The sequence below is a fragment of the Halovenus aranensis genome (assembly GCF_900100385.1).
Taxonomy (GTDB): Archaea; Halobacteriota; Halobacteria; order Halobacteriales; family Haloarculaceae; genus Halovenus; species Halovenus aranensis.
This window is the reverse complement of the sequence record NZ_FNFC01000008.1, coordinates 41,443-58,603: the sequence shown is the minus strand read 5'-3', so window position 1 is coordinate 58,603 and position 17,161 is coordinate 41,443. Positions and strand designations below refer to the sequence as shown.

Genomic DNA, 17,161 nt, shown 5'->3' with positions numbered 1-17,161 from the left:
ATGACACGAGACGATACTCCAGTCGACCGAACGCACAGCACCTCGCGGAGACGCCTCCTCGTGGCGACTGCCGGGACAGTGACCGCTGGCCTGGCCGGTTGCCTCGGCGGCGAGGAGTCGAACGACGAGCCCACCGAGAGCACGCCCGAACCGCCGGAGGTGACCGATTCTGAGAACGTCCCACAGACGCCGCGGGTGAGTGACCCGCCCGACGCGGTCTACCTGCCGACCCACCGCACGTCGATGACCCATCTCGATACCGTCGAGTCGGGGCCGTACACTGTCGCGCCGATGCTCAGCTACCCACATCGGTTCTGGCTGGTGACTGGCACAGACCCCGAACTCGTCCGCCCGAACGTGCAGGGCCTCCATCTGATGTTCTCGGTCCGGGACAGCGAGACCGGCGCCGTACTCCCGGCCGATGTCGGGGCCCAGGTGCGGATTCTCCGAGACGGCCAGGTCAGGGAGACACTCTCGCCGTGGCCGATGATTTCACAGACGATGGGGTTTCACTTCGGCGACAACATCCCGATTCGCGAACCGGGCAGCTACACCGTCGAGGTCGACCTCTCCCCGATGACGGTTCGACGAACTGGAGAGTTCGCCGACCGATTCGATACCAGACGAACTGTCTCGTTCGGCTTCGATTTCGACCGTGACTTCCAGCGTGAAATCGTCGATGGTGTAGAGTTCCTCGACGAAAGCCGGTGGGGCGAACGCGACGCATTAGAGCCGATGATGGGTCACGGTTCCGGCGGAGACGAGACGAGTGGCGGGAACGCGGTTCGACCGCCCGATGGCTATCCCGGCCGTTCTCTCGGGGAACCGACGAGTGGCGATGCGACGTTTGTCGTCCGCTATCTGACCGACACACACCTGAGCGACGGTGGCTACCTACTCGTCTCACCCCGGACACCGTACAACCGCATCCCACTGGCGGACATGGCGCTTTCTGTCTCAGGAGCACTCGAGGGAGAGTTAGTCCAGACGCTGGACAGCGATGTCGGCCATCACTACGGTCTGACTGGCTCTCTCTCGCCGGGAGATAGCCTCGAACTCGCGGTCGATGGGCCGCCACAGGTCGCCAGACATCAGGGATACGAGACTGCGTTTCTCGACATGCCGCCCATGGAGATAGAGGTGCCACAATGAGCGACGGCACCAGCAGACGGGCATTTCTCGCGGGGCTTGGCGGGGCCAGTGTTGCCGGGCTGGCGGGCTGTACCGGCGGTGGTTCCGGCGAGGAGCCGACAGCGACGCCCGAAGAAGTAGAGGAAGCGAGACAGCTCGGCGGCGAGACGCTGCGCTCGTATTTCCCGATTCGGCTGTACGAGCCCGACACCGACAATCGGGTCGCCGAGGTCCACTACCACGAGGACTTCAGTCACTGGCACTTTGTGGCCTTCGAAGTGCCACTCGACGGCTACCGGCCGGTTGAGGCGCGCGTTTACAACGCCGACGACGAGGTGATACCGCTCGGCGAGGACGAACAGTTCCACCTCGAAATCACGCGGACCGAAGACACGCCAGCGGACATGCTCGAAGTCGAAGTGCTCGGTTCGACGCTGAACTTCCACGGGACCAGCACCGGGAGGGGTAAACTGCTCTTTCATCTCTCGAACGACGAGGAACGCGTCTGGACGACACCGCCGCTGACAACTGTCGTCGGCAATCCCCCGGAGGAGTAACCGACATATCCAAACCACGGCCCGCGTAACCCCACCTATGATTCAGAACCTTGCCGCGACAGCCGCTGGATTCACGAGCAACACCTTCCTCGTCACCGGCGAGCGAACTGTCCTCGTCGATGTCGGCAACGAGTTCGATGTCGTCGAGCGGGTTACCGAATACACCGACGATATCGACGCTGTCGTCCTGACACATACTCATCCAGACCACGTCGGCAACCTCGGTGCGGTCGTCGACGCGTTCGGGGTCGACGTCTGGGGGTACGACACCGACCAGCCCGGCGTGGACCACGAACTCGGCGACGGTGGGAACGTCCAGCTCGGCGACCACGATTACGAGGCACTGCATACGCCCGGTCACAAGGACGACCACCTCTGTCTCTACAGCGCTGATGCCGGGGTCCTGTTCGCGGGTGACCTGGTCTTTGCTAACGGCGGGTTCGGACGAACCGACCTCGAAGAAGGTGACCGGACTGCCCTTATCGAGAGCGTCGAGCGCGTCCTCGGACGAATCGACGAGACTCTCGCTGAACTACACACTGGCCACGGGCCAAGCGTCACTACAAACCCCTATACGGACGTCGAACTCGCGCTCCAGGCGGCGAAGATGGGGTGAGTCACTCGGTCGCGAGACCGTAGTAACCCGGCTCGGAGTCATCGCGTGGCTCGGCGAAGACGAACTCTTCTGTGTGAGTCATCATCCAGGGAATCGCCCAGTCCAGCAGGACGTTTTCGGTCTCGACGTCGAGTTCTGCGTTCACGTCGAGCCCTTGCAACAGCCGGGCAATCTCGTAGATGGTGTACAGCTTGTCTGTCTCTAGCACTTCTGCTGGCTCTCGAAATTCGAGCGGACGGAGGTCGTCGACCTCCTCTCTGTGAATCGGCATACCGACCGTACTCTCGACCGCTGTGTAAACACATCGGTCCCGGGACAGCGTCCGTCTCAGTCCGAATACCTTACTAAGTTGGCTCCGAACATAACAGGTGGAATCTCTAAGGTGACTCCAATGGATGGTGCAGTCTGGGGGTTGCTTGGTGTGCTCTTTGGGGTCTGTGCCACGCTGGGCGGTCTCCTGGCGTGGCTGAAATTAACCGTGTCTTCCCGCGAGGACGACGACCTAAAGCGACTCCTAACTGTCACCACGGAACCGATAGCGTACTACGACTCCGAGGAAATCATCGGGTACTCGAACGATGCCTTCCAGCAACTGACCGGCTCCGACCCCACGGGGGCATCGCTCGACGCTGCTCTTTCTGACCATCCCGACCTCTACCAGCAGGTGACCGACGGCGGCGGCACCGCCGAATCCGCTACAGGAACACGGTACACCGTCTCAGTCACCGCGCCCGCCGACGTAGACGGGTCGCTGGTGCTGTTTCACGAGGCGAGCGAGGCCGCCATGGAACACGAGGCCGAGAAGTTGGACAAGTTCGCGAGTCTCGTCTCGCACGACCTCCGGAACCCGCTCGATGTCGCTATCGGGCGGACGAACGCAGTCAGCGAGCTAAACGACGACCCCGGACTTGACCCGCATCTCGAAAGCACACAGCAGGCGCTTCACCGGATGCAAGATATCATCACCGGCGTCCTCGTCGTCGCCAGCCAGGGAGACGCGGTGGGCGAGGTCTCGGCGGTCGAACTCGACGAACTTGCCGAGCAGTGCTGGGAACACGTCGACACCGACACAGCGACACTCCATGTCGAGACGACTGCCGCAATCGAGGCGAACCCGGACGCGCTGTTACACGTGTTCGAGAATCTCTTTCGCAACGCCATCGACCACGGCGGCCCCGACGTGCGTGTCACCGTCGGTGAACTGTCAGACGGCTTCTTCATCGAAGACGACGGCCCAGGTATTCCCGACGCGAAACGCGGACGCTTCCGCGAACCGGGAGAGACCGGAAGCGACAGCGGCACCGGCCTCGGTCTCGCCATCGTCGACAACATCACCGACGCACACAACTGGGACCTCTCGGTCACGGAGAGTCAAAGCGGCGGGGCACGGTTCGAGTTCTCGAATGTCACCGTCGCCCCTGACGCCTGCGCGGTGAACGCGAACAACGAGTGACGCGTTACTCGAAGTGAGCGAGGCAGGTCTCGTACTCTTCGGCGGCCTTGTCCCAGTTGACAACCTCGAAGAAGTTGTCGATGAACTCGCCGCGGTCCGGCCCGTAATCGTAGTAGTAGGAGTGTTCCCACACGTCGAGAGCCAGAACTGGGTGTGCGCCCCAGAGCGCACCTTGGTCGTGTTTGTCGACCACGACGTTGCGAAGCTGTTTCGCGACGGGGTCGTAGACGAGCAGCGCCCAGCCGCCTGCGGCACCGGCAGCGGCCTCGAACTCGCCTTTCCAGCCCTCGTAGGAGCCGAAGTCTTCTTCGATACGGTCACGGAGTTCGCCCTCGGGCTCGCCGCCCCCGTCGGGGTGCATGTTCTCCCAGAACAGCGTGTGGAGGTAGTGGCCACAGCCGTTGTGGGTTACGTCGCGCATCGCGGAGCCGCTGGAGCCGAAGTCACCGTCCTCACGGTTCTCGGCCAGGGTCTCCTCGGCAGAGTCGAGGCCGTTCACGTACCCCTGATGATGGGTGTCGTGATGCCAGGTGACGACCTGTTCGGAGATGTGTGGCTCCAGCGCGTCGTACTCGTAGGGCAGTTCGGGCAGTTCCGGGTTGGAATGTTCTGACATGATGTTCCTCCAGATTGTACAATTGACTGGTATCCACTAAAAGGTTGAGAAGCCGGAACAAAACTCGCTGAAATTCATTTACGTAGGGTCTCTTATACGAAATTTCGGGCATTTCGGGGACAGCGCCAGGCTGCTCGAAACACGCCTCCCACAGTCCTCGCACCCCCTGTTGTGGTTCTGATTGCGTCGTGAGTCCGGTCTGAACGAGACCGGTACAGTGAAATATCCGACAAGAGTATGCCGACAACGATGGAACTGACCCGCGAACTCGCCTGGCGCGGCAGTATCGGACTTGCTGTTCTCATCCTCTTCGGTGTGCTTGCGTACGTTGGCGTGGCGTTTCTCCCGACACTTGTGTTCGCCGTGTTCCTCTACTATGCCGTCCGCCCAATCTACCGGACGTTCGACCGATTCGGCCTTCCGAAACCGGCCAGGGCGCTTCTCTCACTCGTCGCCTTCGGTGTCCCGTTTCTTGTCCTCATCGGGTATACTGCCGCGATTGTCGTCCTGGAAGCACAGAACTATATCGCCGATACCGACATCCTTGAGGGCGTACAGAACGACGTCGAGGCCGACCTGCGTATCGGCTCGTTCGACCTGAGTTCACTTGAAGAGAGTCTCGCGGATGTGACGGCACTTCCGTCCTTAGATGTCGTCGCAAACCTGCTGTTCGAGGTGACGAGCACCGTCAGCGGGCTCTTTCTCCAGTTGATTCTTATCGTCATCGCAGTCTATTATATGCTCGTTGACGGTGGCCGAATCAGGGAGTGGTTCCTCGAGACATACGACCGTGACAGAGTCCTCAGGACGTATCTCACAGAGGTCGACACGGAGCTGTCCAGCACGCTGTTTGGAAACATCGCAAACATCTTCGTTACCGGAATTATCGCTATCGTCTCGTTTCTCGGGTACAACCTCCTCGTCCCCGATGTGGTAACTGTCCCGTTTCCAGCACTGGCGGGAACGCTCATCGGCGTCGGCACGCTGATTCCGGTCATCGGCATCAAACTCGTCTACGTCCCGTTGGTGGGTGGTTTGGCGGTAAACGCCTGGCTCGCCGGGGAGCCGACACTCGTCTGGCCGGTCGGCGTGCTTTTTGTCTACAGCGCTATCGTCCTCGATTTCATCCCGGACCTGTTCATTCGAGCGCAGTTCAGCGGCGAGGCAACACACAGCGGTCTCCTGATGATTGCCTACGTCGTGGGCCCGGTCCTGTTCGGATTCTACGGACTCTTTCTCATGCCGATACTCCTGATTCTGGCAATCAACGCTGTCACTATCCTTCTCCCGTATGTCCTCTCGGGGGACAGCGAGGCCGCCACACAGACAGAGCTATCGCGGTTCCAGTGACAAGCTTCAAACCCGAACCTCACGTTACCTCCGGTGGTTATGTTCCGAGGCCGGTCCGTGCTGGGCAGCTACGACGTGCTGGCGCTCGTCGCGGGCATCTGGTTTCTCGCGAAGGGTGTCAGATACGCATTTCCGCCGCTGTTCGACCAGCTGAAACTGACCTTCAGTGTCTCTAACACAGAGGTCGGTGCGGCCTTTACCGGCTTCCTGCTCGTCTACGCAGTCATGCAGTTGCCGTCCGGCCTGCTGGCAGACCGGTTCGACGCAGTTCGCGTCATTGCTGGCGGTGCCGTGACGACTGCACTGGGTGCAGGGGTTGTCACTCTCGGCGGGCCCTTCGCCCTGCTCGTCGCGGCGATGGTTGTGATGGGTGCCGGAACCGGCGCACACAAGACCGTCGCAATCACGCTACTGGCACGAACCTACCCTGCGCGAACGGGCCGGACGCTCGGTATCTTCGACTCGTTCGGGACCTTCGGCGGCGTCGTTGCGCCTGTCGCGGTCGCTGGTGTGCTCGCGGTCGGGGTCGGCTGGCGGAGTATCTTCGGCTCGGCTGCACTCAGCGGGCTCGCACTCGGTACCGCCATGGCTCTCCGAGTGCCACAGGCCACGGACTCGACCGGGCACACGACGCCGGGGGTTCGAGCGTACACGAAGCCCTTTGCCGACAGGCGGTTCGTCGCCTTCGTCGCCGTCACGCTCGGCTTCTCGTTTGCCTACAACGGCGTCGTTGCCTTTCTCCCGCTGTATCTCGACGCGGCCGTCGATGTCGGCCCGACAGCCGCGAGCCTGCTCTATAGCGTACTCTTTGTCGTCAGCGTGGTTCAGGTCGCGACGGGCGAACTGGCCGATAGAGTCGGTCGTCTGTCGGTGGTTGCAGTCACGCTGACTCTGGCGACGGTCTCACTGGGGCTGCTGGTCACTGCGGTTGCCGTCGACACAGCGGTCGCGGGCGTCCCGATACTCGGGGCCTTCGGTGTCGTCGGATTCGGTCTCGGTAGTCACGGCTTCCGGCCGGTCCGTGGACTGTATCTCGAAGCACTACTTCCCGACTCGTTGGCGGGTGGGGGAATCGGCGCAGTCCGGTCTGCGCTAATGGGTGCAGGAGCGGTCGCGCCAGCGGCGGTCGGATTCGTCGCCGACAGGACAGGATTTGCGGTCGCGTTCCTCATGTTGTTTGCAACGCTCGGGACGGCGACGCTGGTGGCCGTGGGGCTGTTAGTGAGTGAGTAGCGGCGGTGTGTTACTGCGTCCAGACTGTCTTGCGGTTGACGAACTCCTTGATTCCAGCCTCGGAGAGCTCTCTCCCGTAGCCGGCGTCGTTGATACCACCGAACGGGACCCGTGGGTCCGATTTCGTCATCTCGTTGATGTAGACACAGCCTGCCTCGACCTGTCGGGCGAGTCGACGGCCACGGTCGCGGTCGTCCGTCCAGAGGCTCGCACCGAGCCCGTACTGCGTGTCGTTTGCCTTCTCGATTGCTTCGGTCTCGTTTGGGACCTCGTAGACCGCTGCGACCGGGCCGAACGTCTCCTCGCTGTCGGCGGGACAGCCCTCGGGAACGTCAGCCAGCACTGTCGGGGGGTAGAAGGCACCGTCTCGGTCGAGCGGCTCGCCGCCGGTGAGACAGGTCGCGCCGGCGCCGACGCTCGCCTGAACCTGGTCGTGTAGCTCGGCCATCAGGTCGGGGTCTGCCTGTGCACCGACATCTGTTTTCTCGTCCATCGGGTCGCCGACGGTCAGCGACTCGAACGCCGAGACGAGTCGGTCGACGTACTCGTCGTAGACCGCCTCGTGGACGATGAATCGCTTGGCGGCGATACAGGACTGGCCGCCGTTCTGCGTGCGCGCCAGCACGCCCGTCTCGACGGCGGCGTCGATATCGGCGTCGTCGAGGACGATGAACGGGTCGCTCCCGCCGAGTTCGAGAACGGTCTTTTTCAGGTGACGGCCGGCGGTTTCGGCGACGGCTCGCCCTGCAGGACCGCTCCCAGTCAGTGTTGCGGCCTTGACGCGGTCGTCGGCGAGTACGTCGTCGACGGTTTCTGACCCCACCAGCAGCGTCTGGAAGACGCCGTCGGGGTAGCCGGCCTTCTCGAAGACCTCCTGCAACGCGACAGCACAGCCCGGTACGTTCGAGGCGTGTTTGAGCAGTCCAACGTTACCGGCAGTCAGGTACGGGGCCGCGAATCGGATGACCTGCCAGAACGGGAAATTCCAGGGCATCACGGCGAGAATCGGCCCGAGCGGGTCGTGAACGGTGCTGACTGCGGTGCCTGGTGGCGATGGGTGTTGCTCGCTGTCGAGGTACGCTCCTGCGTTCTCCGCGTAATGGTCACACGCCCAGGCGCATTTCTCGACCTCCGCGACAGCTTCGGAGATGGGTTTGCCCATCTCTTTCGTCATTATCTCGCCGTATCTCTCCTTGTTCTCCCGAAGCACGTCGGCTGCGTTTGCCAGCAGTTCCTCGCGTTCGCGGATGGGCCGCTCGCGCCATTCCTCGAAGGTCTCCTGTGCCATCGCGAGGCACTGTTCGACCTCTTTGTCACCGTGTTCCTCGTAGGTCGCCACGGTTTCGCCGGTCGCTGGGTTGACTGCTTCCATCGTCTCGTACACTCGTGTACCGTCCGGCTTAGTAATTGTGCACCTGACGGCAGGCAGCATCCCGCCGCACCGACCGTATGGATTTATGCCCGCTCCAGCCCGAGAAACACGTATGAATGTACTCGTAGCCGGCGGCACCGGCTTCATCGGTCAGTACCTCTGTGAACGACTCCTCGAGCGTGGCCAGGAGGTCACAGTCCTCGCACGCAGTCCCGACGAGAGCGTTCTGCCGGACGGGGTCGACACCGTCCGAGGCGACGTGACAGCGTATGACTCGATTGTGGATGCGTTCGAGGGACGGGACGTGGTGTACAATCTGGTCGCCCTGTCGCCGCTGTTCGAGCCAAAGGGCGGCAACGAGATGCACGAGCGGGTCCACCTCGGTGGTACTGAGAACTGTGTGCGTGCAAGCACCGAGGCCGGCATCGACCACTTCGTCCAGTTGAGTGCGCTCGGTGCAGACCCAGCGGGAGACACACACTACATCCGGTCCAAAGGCCGCGCCGAGAACGTGGTCACCGAGTCGGCGCTCGACTGGACTATCTTCCGACCCTCGGTCGTGTTTGGCGATGGGGGACAGTTCCTGAGTTTCACGAAGAAGCTCACGCCGCCGGTTGTCGCTCCTCTGCCGGGTGGCGGGAGCACGCGCTTTCAGCCAATCTACGTCGAGGACATGGCGTCAATCCTGGCTGAGACCATCGAAGACGACCAGCACCTGAACGAGACCTACGAAATCGGCGGCCCAGAGCAGTTGACGCTTGCCGAACTCGCCAAACTGGTCCGCGAGTCAGTCACCGTCCTTCCAGTTCCGATGGGACTTGCCGAAGTGGGTCTGAGTATTGCCGGCGCAATCCCAGGCTTCCCGATGGGTCGCGACCAGTACCGCTCGTTGCAGTTCGACAACACGACCGCCGACAACGACGTCGACGCCTTCGGATACGCGACATCTGACCTGGTCACGGTCGGGGAGTACCTCGGCGTCGACGGCTGACTGTCGACCACTAAACATATACCACAGTCGGTCGTTCTGCGGCGTAATGTCACTGTCACGAGAGCTCTGGGAGCGCAGACGAGAGCAGCCGCTGTTTGTCGCCCTCTGTATCGTGACCGTCGCTATCGTCGTCGTCTGGCCGGTCGTCGATGCGCTTCTCGCGCGGTACGAGCTCGTTCACGTCACCGACTACGGGTTCAACGACTTCGGGGCGTACGCCGGAGCAGTCGACAACTGGGTGAGCGGCGATGCTCCAATCTACACCCGGAACGAGGACGGCGGCTTCCACGGAAGCTATCTCTACCCGCCGTATGTCCTGCCACTGTTTTACCCGTTTGCCAAGCTTGGCTTCGAGACCGGACCAGTGTTGTTCGGCGTCTTCTCGCTGTTTTTGCTGTATGTCGGTATCGAGGCTGTCGTCGCGGAACTCGGCTACAGCCTGACCGTTCCGGAACGAATCGTGCTCTTTTTCGGACTGTTTGGCTTCCATCCGGCGCTCTGGGACTTCAAGTGGGGCCAGGTCTCGACCCTGCTCGCAGCCCTCCTGTGTTTTGCCTTTTATACTCACGAACGCGGACAGCGCGGGCACGCCGCGAGCGCGTACCTGAGCGGCCTGTTTACGGCCCTCGCGGGCGGTGTCAAGCTGTTCTATGCCACCGCTGGCGCCCATCTGTTACGGAACGGCCGGCGGTTCGCTGGCGGCGTCGTGACGGGCATCGGCCTGCTCGTCTCCTCGCTGGTCGTCTTCGGCCTCGACACCCACGACCTGTATCTTGACGTCTTGACGTGGGGAAAAGGCTGGGGAACCGACCAGCTTCCACCGGCAGAGTGGCAGACGGCCTACTATCGGCCGCTGTTCCTGCTCGACCAGACCATAGAGCGGGTCGGCCTCTCCCTTCCCGACGCGTGGATACCCGTCGCCATCGTGGCCGGCGTTCTCGCCGTTATCGGTCTGACACTCCGAAGACGCCACAACCCCCACGGGTCGACGCTCACGTTTGCGCTCGGTGTCGCCGTGATACCGCTGTTTGCCCCGCGTGCGTACACCCACGACCTCGTGGTGTTGCTCTTGCCCGCAGTACTGTTGCTCTCGGAGGAACTCGACCGCAACGACGGTCTGCCCTGGGTCCCCGTCCTCGGGGTGTTGTTGGTCCATTTCCAGACCTACGGAACTCGGGCGGCTATCCATCTGTTCGACCGGTCACAGGCGGTGTTGCTTCAGCCCGGTGTGTACGGAACTCTCCTGTTGGTCGGGCTGGCGGCAGGGCGGCTGTACGGATTAGACCAGAGCGCGAGCGACGAACAGGGCGATACCGCCACAGCGGACGACCAGACAGGCCAATCAGACGAGTAGAAACGTGTCGCACACGGTTTTCGCGGCTTTCGGCTCGAATCGCGAGAGAAGACTACGTCTGCCGATTCTTAGCTCCGTGACACGATAGCCGGGGAGAGATGGGCAAAACACTTATTGGCGCGTTGGTACAGAATCTTTTAAAGAGAACTATGAAATTGGCGATGATCGGTTTCGGACAGGCGGGCGGGAAAATTGTCGATAAGTTCCTGGAGTACGATGCCCGCACTGGAAGCGGCATCGTCCAGTCCGCAATCGCCGTCAACACGGCGAAGGCGGACCTTCTAGGCCTCGAAAACATCCCCGAGGAAAACAGGGTGCTCATCGGGCAGGCGCGGGTCAAAGGTCACGGTGTTGGCGCGGACAACGAACTCGGCGCGGAGATTGCGGAGGAAGATATCGACGAGATTCAGGGTGCCATCGACTCCATTCCGGTCCACGAAATCGACGCCTTCCTCATCGTCGCGGGTCTGGGTGGTGGTACCGGGTCGGGCGGGTCGCCGGTCCTGGCGAAACACCTCAAGCGCATCTACACTGAGCCGGTGTACGGGCTGGGCATCCTCCCTGGCGGCGACGAGGGCGGCATCTACACGCTCAACGCGGCCCGGTCGTTCCAGACGTTCGTCCGAGAAGTCGACAATCTGCTGGTCTTCGACAACGACGCCTGGCGAAAGACCGGTGAGTCAGTAGAAGGCGGGTACGAAGAGATAAACGACGAAATCGTCCGTCGGTTCGGCGTGCTCTTTGGCGCGGGCGAGATATCGGCCGACGACAACGTCGCCGAGAGCGTCGTCGACTCCTCCGAGATTATCAACACGCTCGAAGGCGGCGGCGTCTCGACTGTCGGCTACGACGCCGAAGCTGTCGAAGAGTACGACTCGGGGGGACTCCTCTCACGGTTCAAAGGCGGTGACGACGACGACATGGAGACGGCAAACACGACGAATCGAATCACCTCGCTGGTTCGCAAAGCCGCGCTCGGCCGTCTCACACTGCCGTGTGAAATCGAAGGCTCCGAGAGCGCGCTGCTGGTCGTTTCTGGCCCGCCGAACCACCTCAACAGAAAGGGAATCGAGCGCGGGCGGAAGTGGCTCGAAGAACAGACCGGGAGCATGGAGGTCCGTGGCGGTGACTACCCGCTCGACGAACCGAGCGTGGCTGCCGCCGTCTTGCTGTCAGGGGTCCACAACGTTCCCCGCATCAAAGAACTCCAGCAGGTGGCCATCGAGGCCCAGGAGAACATCGACGAGATTCAACAAGAGAGCGAAGAAAATTTAGAGGCCCTCGTCGAAGATGACGAAGATGAGTTGGATCCGCTCTTCTAAGGCGGTTGCAGCAGTGGTATTGCTCGTCGTCGCGCTCGGCGCGGTCGGGACAGCGGCGGCGGTGTCGTTCTCGGCGGACGACCCCGAGGCGACGCAGGTTGGCGAAACGGTCAGTTTCCAGGTCGAGATGACCGACGTGTTCGAAGACCAGCCCAACGAGTGGACTGTCGCCGGTAACACCGACCTCGAGGATGCAAGCTGGCAGATTATCGCCAATGATGTCTCCGGCGAGGAGGTCGCCCGCTCCGATTCGAGCGAACTCCAGGTCAGTAGCGAAGACGGCATCAACACGGTCACAATCGAAGTCGAGGGAACTGTTCCCGAAATCTCGACGTACAGCTACGAGAATATGGAGGAAGAAGAGTATCAGGTCCTCCAAGTCGAGCAGGCAGGCGGCCCATCGCTCAACGAGTGGCGGGCACACCGGTACACTGAAGCAAGCCGGGAAGCCAGGAACGCCATCGATGACGCGAGTGACGCCGTCGACTCCCAGAGTTCACTCGACAACGCGATTAGCGCCTACAACTCCGAGAACTTCGACAATGCTGTCGACCTGGCCCAGCAAGCACAAGACGACGCAGAAGGTGAACAGCAGCTTCAGCAGTACCTCCTGTTCGGTGGCGCGGCCCTGGCGGTGCTTCTGATAGCCGGCGGTGGCTACTACGCCTACCAGCAGCGCCAAGAGGACAGAAGCAAGCTCCGGTAGTGGATGCACGTTCTCGTTCCGTTCGACGCACGACAGCCGAAATCACGCCTTGCAGACGTTCTCGACGACGGCGAGCGACAGACGTTCGCTCGCGCCATGCTCGCTGACGTGCTAGACGCAATCGAGGAGACGGGCCACGAGCCGACGGTTCTCTCGACGGCCCAAGTCGACTGTCGGGCCTCGGTAACCGTCGACGAGCGACCGCTCACGACGGCTGTCAACGACGCACTCGACGAGCGAGCGCTCCCTGTCGGTGTCGTGATGTCCGACCTGGCGCTGGCGACGGCCGACACACTCGATGCGCTGTTTGGGACCGCCGGCGATGTCGTCATCGCGCCGGGACTCGGCGGTGGGACGAACGCCCTCGTCGTCAGGCACGCAGAGTTCGAGGTAGATTATCACGGTACGTCAGTCCGTGACCATCGGGAAGCCGCGACGGCGGTCGGAGCGAACCTACAGGTCGTAGACTCCTACCGACTGGGTGTCGATATCGACGACCCGACAGACCTGGTCGAAGTGTTGTTACACAACGACCGCACCGCCACAACGTGGCTCGACGATGCCGGATTCCGGCTCGAAACACGAGAAGGGCGGGCGACAATTGCGCGGACTGGCACCGAGAGTGACGGCACCTGAGTCGGCCAGTGTCTACAGAGAGACAGGTCGACAAGGATTTTTATGCCGGTACGTTGTACTCTGGCATGCACGGGCCGACCCGTGCGACTGGGTACGTGACTCGCGCCGCGCACCCGCCACTGTGCCAGCTCCACCGCTCTTGGCACGGAAGCTGGCCCTGACCCATGGCTGGCTTCCTCGTTTTTACCTGTCTGGAGACATATCTGAACGCTTTTGCCCGCTCGTATCTTCACTCGTAGTAGTGACTAGCCGGGACAGCACCGCCACAGGGGCCATCCTTCAGGTCGCAAACGGCGGACAGCTCGTCATCGAGGGCGAGTCAATCGAGCGACTGCTGGCCGTCAAGCCTGCGGACGTCGAGCCAGCGGACCACCTCTCCTTTGCGCGGAACGTCTTCATCCCACTGACGACGGCGTGTCGATACACGTGTACCTACTGCACGTACTTCGACCCGCCTGGCGAGGCGACTCTCCTTTCCCCTGAAGAGGTACGCGAGGTCGTCGCCAGAGGGGCAGAGGCCGGGTGTACGGAGGCACTGTTCACGTTCGGCGACGACCCCGACGACCGGTACACTGAGGTATACGACCAACTCGAATCGCTGGGACACGACTCGATACACACCTATCTGCGCGAGGCGTGTGAAATCGCTCTCTCAGAGGGACTCCTCCCACACGCGAATCCCGGCGACCAGAGCCGTGAGCAGATGGCGGCCGTCGCAGACCTGAACGCGAGCATGGGCGTCATGCTAGAGACGACCGCAGACGTTCAGGCCCACAGCGGCCCGCGGACCAAATCTCCGGCACAGCGGCTTGCGACACTCCAGACTGCCGGCGAGCTCGGAGTCCCGTTTACGACCGGAATACTGGTCGGTATCGGCGAGACCTGGCGTGACAGGGCAATAAGCCTCCTCGCAATTGCCGCCCTTCATCGAGAGTACGACCACATCCAGGAGGTCATCGTCCAGCCGGTCGCCGAGAACGACCGCTGGCAGGCTGGCTCTCCGACAACCGAGACACTCCGACGGACTGTCGCGATGGCACGGCGCGCCCTCCCTCCGTCGGTGTCGCTGCAGGTCCCGCCGAACCTCGCACCGGCAGAAGCGGTCGTCGACTGTGGTATCGACGACCTCGGCGGTGTCTCCCCGGTCACGGACGACCACATCAACCCCGACTACGCGTGGCCGGCCCTCGACGAACTCGAAGCTATCGCCGACACGGCCGGCGTCCCGCTTCGGGAGCGGCTCCCAGTGTACGAGCGATATCTCCCTGCCGACCTGAGAACCGAGTCACTCGACGCCGAGCCGGCAAGTCGTCCCGGCGGCGAAGACTGGCTGTCGACTCGCATTACGGAGGCACTCACAGCGGAGACACCGGCGGGTCGTCGCTATCGCACGGTTCTCTCCGGTGAGCCGATTCACACGCCCCGACCGTAGGCCACACAGCGGGTACTCACCCGTCTGTCCGGTGTGTCTCGACGACGCTCAACCCCTCGTCGACGATGACATCAAGTCGTTCGCCGTCAGCGTGGTAACTCACCCGGGCACGAAGTGGGTCTGTATCGAGGAGCAGCGTCCGGTCGGTGTTCCAGGTGGCAAACTCCCACAGCGACGTTTCGTGGACGTTGATGCCGTGGTCGTAATAAAAGGAGACGACAGTGGGATGGTCGAGCAGGCAGTTGCCGAGGTTTATCGTATGCGTATGGTCACACCGTCGACAGCGATACTGTGCGACAGGAAGCTCGGTGCCGTCGCCGGGATATTCGAACTCCTCGTCGACGAGGTCGCACATTGCGACGACAGTCGGGGCCGTTTGTCCTTCACAGTACCAGCAAAAGCCGTTGTTGACCTGTTGGACGATAGTGCGGAAATAGCTGTTCGCGACCGCGGGAATCTCGGCGGCCTCGTAGCCGGCAAAAACGCCCGGCGGAACACCCGTGCTGGGCGCGATATCACAGGAGTCACACTCGACGACGACCGTCTCGTCGGCGTAGGTCAGCGTCCGAGCGCCGCCACAGGCAGGACAGGGGTTCGATAGCTCGACTGGACCGAGTGGCTCTTCTTTGCGGTAGGCACCCGAGAGCACGGACCCGTAGACGAGCTGACCGGCAATCGTGAGCTTATAGCCCGCCTCGGTCTTTGCCACGAACCGGCCGGTAAGCTGGTCGAGGTGATAGTTGAACTGGCCGGAGTCACGCATGTCCTGTGCCTCCCGCAGCTCGGTAAATGTCGCCACGCCGTCTTCCTGCTCCCAGAGCGTCCGGAGAATTGCCAGCCTGGTCGAGTCGGCGAGTGCGGTAAACGCCTCCTCGGTCTCCTCGCTCGAAATCATCAGCGCTTTTGCCTACCGCAGTCGGGCGTATAGAACTGACGGCCGCTACTCGACCAGCGGCGAGCCGTCGGCACAGGGCCCCAAATGCGGACCAAAGGGCGGGTCATCGGGGTCGATGCGTCGGCGCTGCTCGTAGTCCGTCGAGCGCTCGACCGGCGTCCGCCCGATGGCAGAAATCATCTCGACGTACGTCGCAAACGAGCGGGCCTCGCCAAACGTGCCGCCGGCGCGTTTGGTGATTTCCTCGGAGAGAATCGTCCCCATGAAATCGTCGGCCCCACACGAGAGCATCTTCAGCCCCTGCTCGTCGCCGTATTTGACCCACGACGACTGGATATGCTCGATGTTGTCGAGATAGAGCCGTGAGACGGCAATCATCAGCTCGTCTTCGTCACGGCTCGCACCGCCGCCGACCATGCCACGATTGTGCAACGGCGTCTCGTGGTGGACGAACGAGAGCGGGACGAACTCGGTGATTGCACCAGTCCGTCCCTGTAACTCTCTGATGGTATCGAGGTGGTGAATCCGATGGGCCTCGTTTTCGACGTGGCCGTACATGATTGTCGCGGTCGTCGGGAGGCCCACAGCGGCCGCTGCCTCCATTGCCTCGACCCACTCGTCGCTTCGAATTTTGCCGGGACAGATGACGTCACGAACTTCGTCGACTAGAATCTCAGCCGCTGTCCCGGGCACGCTGTCGAGGCCGGCCTCAGCCAGCCGACCGTACACCGTTTCGTAGCTCCAGTCGGTCCCTCGCCGGGCGTGGTAGGCCTCTTCGGGCGTCATCGAGTGGAGGTGGACATCGTCGACGCTCATCGCCCGCATCTGGGCACAGTAGGTCCCAGGATTTTTCTCGTATCGTGTGGGTGATTTGTAGTTCAGGTCACCCTGCTCGCTTGCCTCCAGTCGCTCCCGGTGTTCCTCGTCGAGAGCAAACGCAGGATGGAGCCCACTGACGGATGTCACCTCGTAGATGCCGGTCTCGATTGCCTCGGTGACGATAGCCCGGGATTCGGCTGGCGTCTTCGTGAATCCGGTGTGGTCGTCGTCGTTTTGGGCGAGGAACTTGTCAGAACGGTCTTTGAAGTTACAGAACAGACACCCCGTGTTACACGCGGTCGTCACGTTGTTGTTGAGATTCGCGACGAAGGTCACCTCGTCGCCGACGATCTCGGCGCGGCGGCGGTCAGCAGCCTCCAGTACTAACTCCTTTCGCTGTCGGTCGATGCCCGGGTCGCCGGTACCGGTCGTCAGGAGTTCAATGCCGTCGTCGACGGTGAGTCGGTCCCCCGAGCGCGCCTTCGCGAGTGCGTTCTCGAACGACTGGTCGGTCTCAGGACGTATCTCCCAGTCGTAGCGCTCGCGAGGGACGTTCGGTGCCCCGCCGGAGGCGTCTGCCATTGTCAACTGTCGAAGACGGGCGACCTAAACACTGACGGGTCCGGTTAGACCTGCCACCATCCCGAATTCGGCAGCCGTTGTATTTTTACTCTGTGC

The 17,161-nt window shown here is 62.1% G+C and carries 17 protein-coding genes; 12 read left to right on the top strand and 5 right to left on the bottom strand.

Annotated features, from left to right (window positions below):
* The 3 genes from BLR34_RS09370 to BLR34_RS09360 are packed head-to-tail and all read left to right on the top strand — an operon-like array spanning position 1 to position 2,304.
* Positions 1-1,152 carry a DUF7350 domain-containing protein gene (locus tag BLR34_RS09370; protein WP_092702321.1) on the top strand — a complete coding sequence of 384 codons (1,152 nt, stop codon included), beginning with the start codon at positions 1-3 and terminating at the stop codon, positions 1,150-1,152.
* The gene (locus tag BLR34_RS09365; protein WP_092702319.1) at positions 1,149-1,688 is read left to right on the top strand and encodes a hypothetical protein; all 540 of its coding nucleotides are present in this window, start codon (positions 1,149-1,151) and stop codon (positions 1,686-1,688) included. The genes BLR34_RS09370 and BLR34_RS09365 overlap by 4 nt, the downstream gene beginning before the upstream one ends.
* 37 nt (positions 1,689-1,725) lie before the next feature.
* Entirely contained in the window at positions 1,726-2,304 is a 579-nt protein-coding gene (locus BLR34_RS09360) for an MBL fold metallo-hydrolase (RefSeq protein ID WP_092702317.1), read from the top strand.
* 1 nt (position 2,305) lies between these two features.
* Here BLR34_RS09360 and BLR34_RS09355 read toward each other — a convergent pair whose 3' ends face one another.
* Positions 2,306-2,575: a DUF5827 family protein gene (locus tag BLR34_RS09355; protein WP_092702315.1), complete on the bottom strand. Its 270-nt coding sequence runs from the start codon at positions 2,573-2,575 to the stop codon at positions 2,306-2,308.
* 120 nt (positions 2,576-2,695) lie between these two features.
* Here BLR34_RS09355 and BLR34_RS09350 point away from each other — a divergent pair, with 120 nt between their 5' ends.
* Positions 2,696-3,757 (top strand): sensor histidine kinase, encoded by a 1,062-nt coding sequence (locus BLR34_RS09350; RefSeq protein WP_092702313.1) that lies wholly within the window; start codon positions 2,696-2,698, stop codon positions 3,755-3,757.
* Positions 3,758-3,761: 4 nt separating this feature from the next.
* Here the strand turns inward: BLR34_RS09350 and sod are convergent, their stop codons facing one another.
* Positions 3,762-4,373, bottom strand: coding sequence for a superoxide dismutase (sod, locus tag BLR34_RS09345; protein ID WP_092702311.1), 612 nt, complete (start codon positions 4,371-4,373; stop codon positions 3,762-3,764).
* A 249-nt stretch (positions 4,374-4,622) separates the two neighbouring features.
* Here sod and BLR34_RS09340 point away from each other — a divergent pair, with 249 nt between their 5' ends.
* The gene (locus BLR34_RS09340; protein WP_176765283.1) at positions 4,623-5,723 is read left to right on the top strand and encodes an AI-2E family transporter; all 1,101 of its coding nucleotides are present in this window, start codon (positions 4,623-4,625) and stop codon (positions 5,721-5,723) included.
* A 39-nt stretch (positions 5,724-5,762) separates the two neighbouring features.
* A complete protein-coding gene (locus BLR34_RS09335; RefSeq protein WP_092702307.1) occupies positions 5,763-6,956 on the top strand; it encodes an MFS transporter in 1,194 nt (397 codons plus the stop codon).
* Between the two features lie 10 nt (positions 6,957-6,966).
* Here BLR34_RS09335 and BLR34_RS09330 read toward each other — a convergent pair whose 3' ends face one another.
* Positions 6,967-8,328, bottom strand: a complete 1,362-nt coding sequence (locus tag BLR34_RS09330) for an NAD-dependent succinate-semialdehyde dehydrogenase (RefSeq protein WP_092702552.1) — start codon at positions 8,326-8,328, stop codon at positions 6,967-6,969.
* A 112-nt stretch (positions 8,329-8,440) separates the two neighbouring features.
* Here BLR34_RS09330 and BLR34_RS09325 point away from each other — a divergent pair, with 112 nt between their 5' ends.
* From BLR34_RS09325 to cofG, 6 genes are all read left to right on the top strand, one after another.
* Positions 8,441-9,319, top strand: coding sequence for a complex I NDUFA9 subunit family protein (locus tag BLR34_RS09325; protein WP_092702305.1), 879 nt, complete (start codon positions 8,441-8,443; stop codon positions 9,317-9,319).
* A gap of 46 nt (positions 9,320-9,365) precedes the next feature.
* Positions 9,366-10,673 (top strand): glycosyltransferase family 87 protein, encoded by a 1,308-nt coding sequence (locus BLR34_RS09320; protein WP_092702303.1) that lies wholly within the window; start codon positions 9,366-9,368, stop codon positions 10,671-10,673.
* 149 nt (positions 10,674-10,822) lie between these two features.
* Entirely contained in the window at positions 10,823-11,995 is a 1,173-nt protein-coding gene (locus BLR34_RS09315; protein ID WP_092702301.1) for a tubulin/FtsZ family protein, read from the top strand.
* On the top strand, positions 11,973-12,701 hold the full coding sequence (locus BLR34_RS09310) for a hypothetical protein (RefSeq protein WP_143414147.1): 729 nt from the start codon (positions 11,973-11,975) through the stop codon (positions 12,699-12,701). The genes BLR34_RS09315 and BLR34_RS09310 overlap by 23 nt, the downstream gene beginning before the upstream one ends.
* 3 nt (positions 12,702-12,704) lie before the next feature.
* The gene (gene cofC / locus BLR34_RS09305) at positions 12,705-13,337 is read left to right on the top strand and encodes a 2-phospho-L-lactate guanylyltransferase (RefSeq protein WP_092702297.1); all 633 of its coding nucleotides are present in this window, start codon (positions 12,705-12,707) and stop codon (positions 13,335-13,337) included.
* A gap of 274 nt (positions 13,338-13,611) precedes the next feature.
* Complete coding sequence (gene cofG, locus BLR34_RS09300) at positions 13,612-14,769, top strand: 7,8-didemethyl-8-hydroxy-5-deazariboflavin synthase subunit CofG (protein ID WP_245683206.1); 1,158 nt, start codon at positions 13,612-13,614, stop codon at positions 14,767-14,769.
* A 16-nt stretch (positions 14,770-14,785) separates the two neighbouring features.
* Here the strand turns inward: cofG and BLR34_RS09295 are convergent, their stop codons facing one another.
* Both BLR34_RS09295 and cofH read right to left on the bottom strand, forming a co-directional pair.
* Complete coding sequence (locus BLR34_RS09295) at positions 14,786-15,664, bottom strand: winged helix-turn-helix domain-containing protein (protein ID WP_092702293.1); 879 nt, start codon at positions 15,662-15,664, stop codon at positions 14,786-14,788.
* A gap of 45 nt (positions 15,665-15,709) precedes the next feature.
* Positions 15,710-17,065 (bottom strand): 7,8-didemethyl-8-hydroxy-5-deazariboflavin synthase subunit CofH, encoded by a 1,356-nt coding sequence (cofH, locus tag BLR34_RS09290; RefSeq protein ID WP_092702291.1) that lies wholly within the window; start codon positions 17,063-17,065, stop codon positions 15,710-15,712.
* Positions 17,066-17,161: the final 96 nt, after the last annotated feature.

What these genes read in the sequence shown, in the direction of transcription:
- BLR34_RS09370 (WP_092702321.1), top strand. Translation starts at nt 1, where the DNA reads ATGACACGAGACGATACTCCAGTCGACCGAACGCACAGCACCTCGCGG.
- BLR34_RS09365 (WP_092702319.1), top strand. Translation starts at nt 1,149, where the DNA reads ATGAGCGACGGCACCAGCAGACGGGCATTTCTCGCGGGGCTTGGCGGG.
- BLR34_RS09360 (WP_092702317.1), top strand. Translation starts at nt 1,726, where the DNA reads ATGATTCAGAACCTTGCCGCGACAGCCGCTGGATTCACGAGCAACACC.
- BLR34_RS09355 (WP_092702315.1), bottom strand. Translation starts at nt 2,575, where the DNA reads ATGCCGATTCACAGAGAGGAGGTCGACGACCTCCGTCCGCTCGAATTT.
- BLR34_RS09350 (WP_092702313.1), top strand. Translation starts at nt 2,696, where the DNA reads ATGGATGGTGCAGTCTGGGGGTTGCTTGGTGTGCTCTTTGGGGTCTGT.
- sod (WP_092702311.1), bottom strand. Translation starts at nt 4,373, where the DNA reads ATGTCAGAACATTCCAACCCGGAACTGCCCGAACTGCCCTACGAGTAC.
- BLR34_RS09340 (WP_176765283.1), top strand. Translation starts at nt 4,623, where the DNA reads ATGGAACTGACCCGCGAACTCGCCTGGCGCGGCAGTATCGGACTTGCT.
- BLR34_RS09335 (WP_092702307.1), top strand. Translation starts at nt 5,763, where the DNA reads ATGTTCCGAGGCCGGTCCGTGCTGGGCAGCTACGACGTGCTGGCGCTC.
- BLR34_RS09330 (WP_092702552.1), bottom strand. Translation starts at nt 8,328, where the DNA reads ATGGAAGCAGTCAACCCAGCGACCGGCGAAACCGTGGCGACCTACGAG.
- BLR34_RS09325 (WP_092702305.1), top strand. Translation starts at nt 8,441, where the DNA reads ATGAATGTACTCGTAGCCGGCGGCACCGGCTTCATCGGTCAGTACCTC.
- BLR34_RS09320 (WP_092702303.1), top strand. Translation starts at nt 9,366, where the DNA reads ATGTCACTGTCACGAGAGCTCTGGGAGCGCAGACGAGAGCAGCCGCTG.
- BLR34_RS09315 (WP_092702301.1), top strand. Translation starts at nt 10,823, where the DNA reads ATGAAATTGGCGATGATCGGTTTCGGACAGGCGGGCGGGAAAATTGTC.
- BLR34_RS09310 (WP_143414147.1), top strand. Translation starts at nt 11,973, where the DNA reads ATGAGTTGGATCCGCTCTTCTAAGGCGGTTGCAGCAGTGGTATTGCTC.
- cofC (WP_092702297.1), top strand. Translation starts at nt 12,705, where the DNA reads ATGCACGTTCTCGTTCCGTTCGACGCACGACAGCCGAAATCACGCCTT.
- BLR34_RS09295 (WP_092702293.1), bottom strand. Translation starts at nt 15,664, where the DNA reads ATGATTTCGAGCGAGGAGACCGAGGAGGCGTTTACCGCACTCGCCGAC.
- cofH (WP_092702291.1), bottom strand. Translation starts at nt 17,065, where the DNA reads ATGGCAGACGCCTCCGGCGGGGCACCGAACGTCCCTCGCGAGCGCTAC.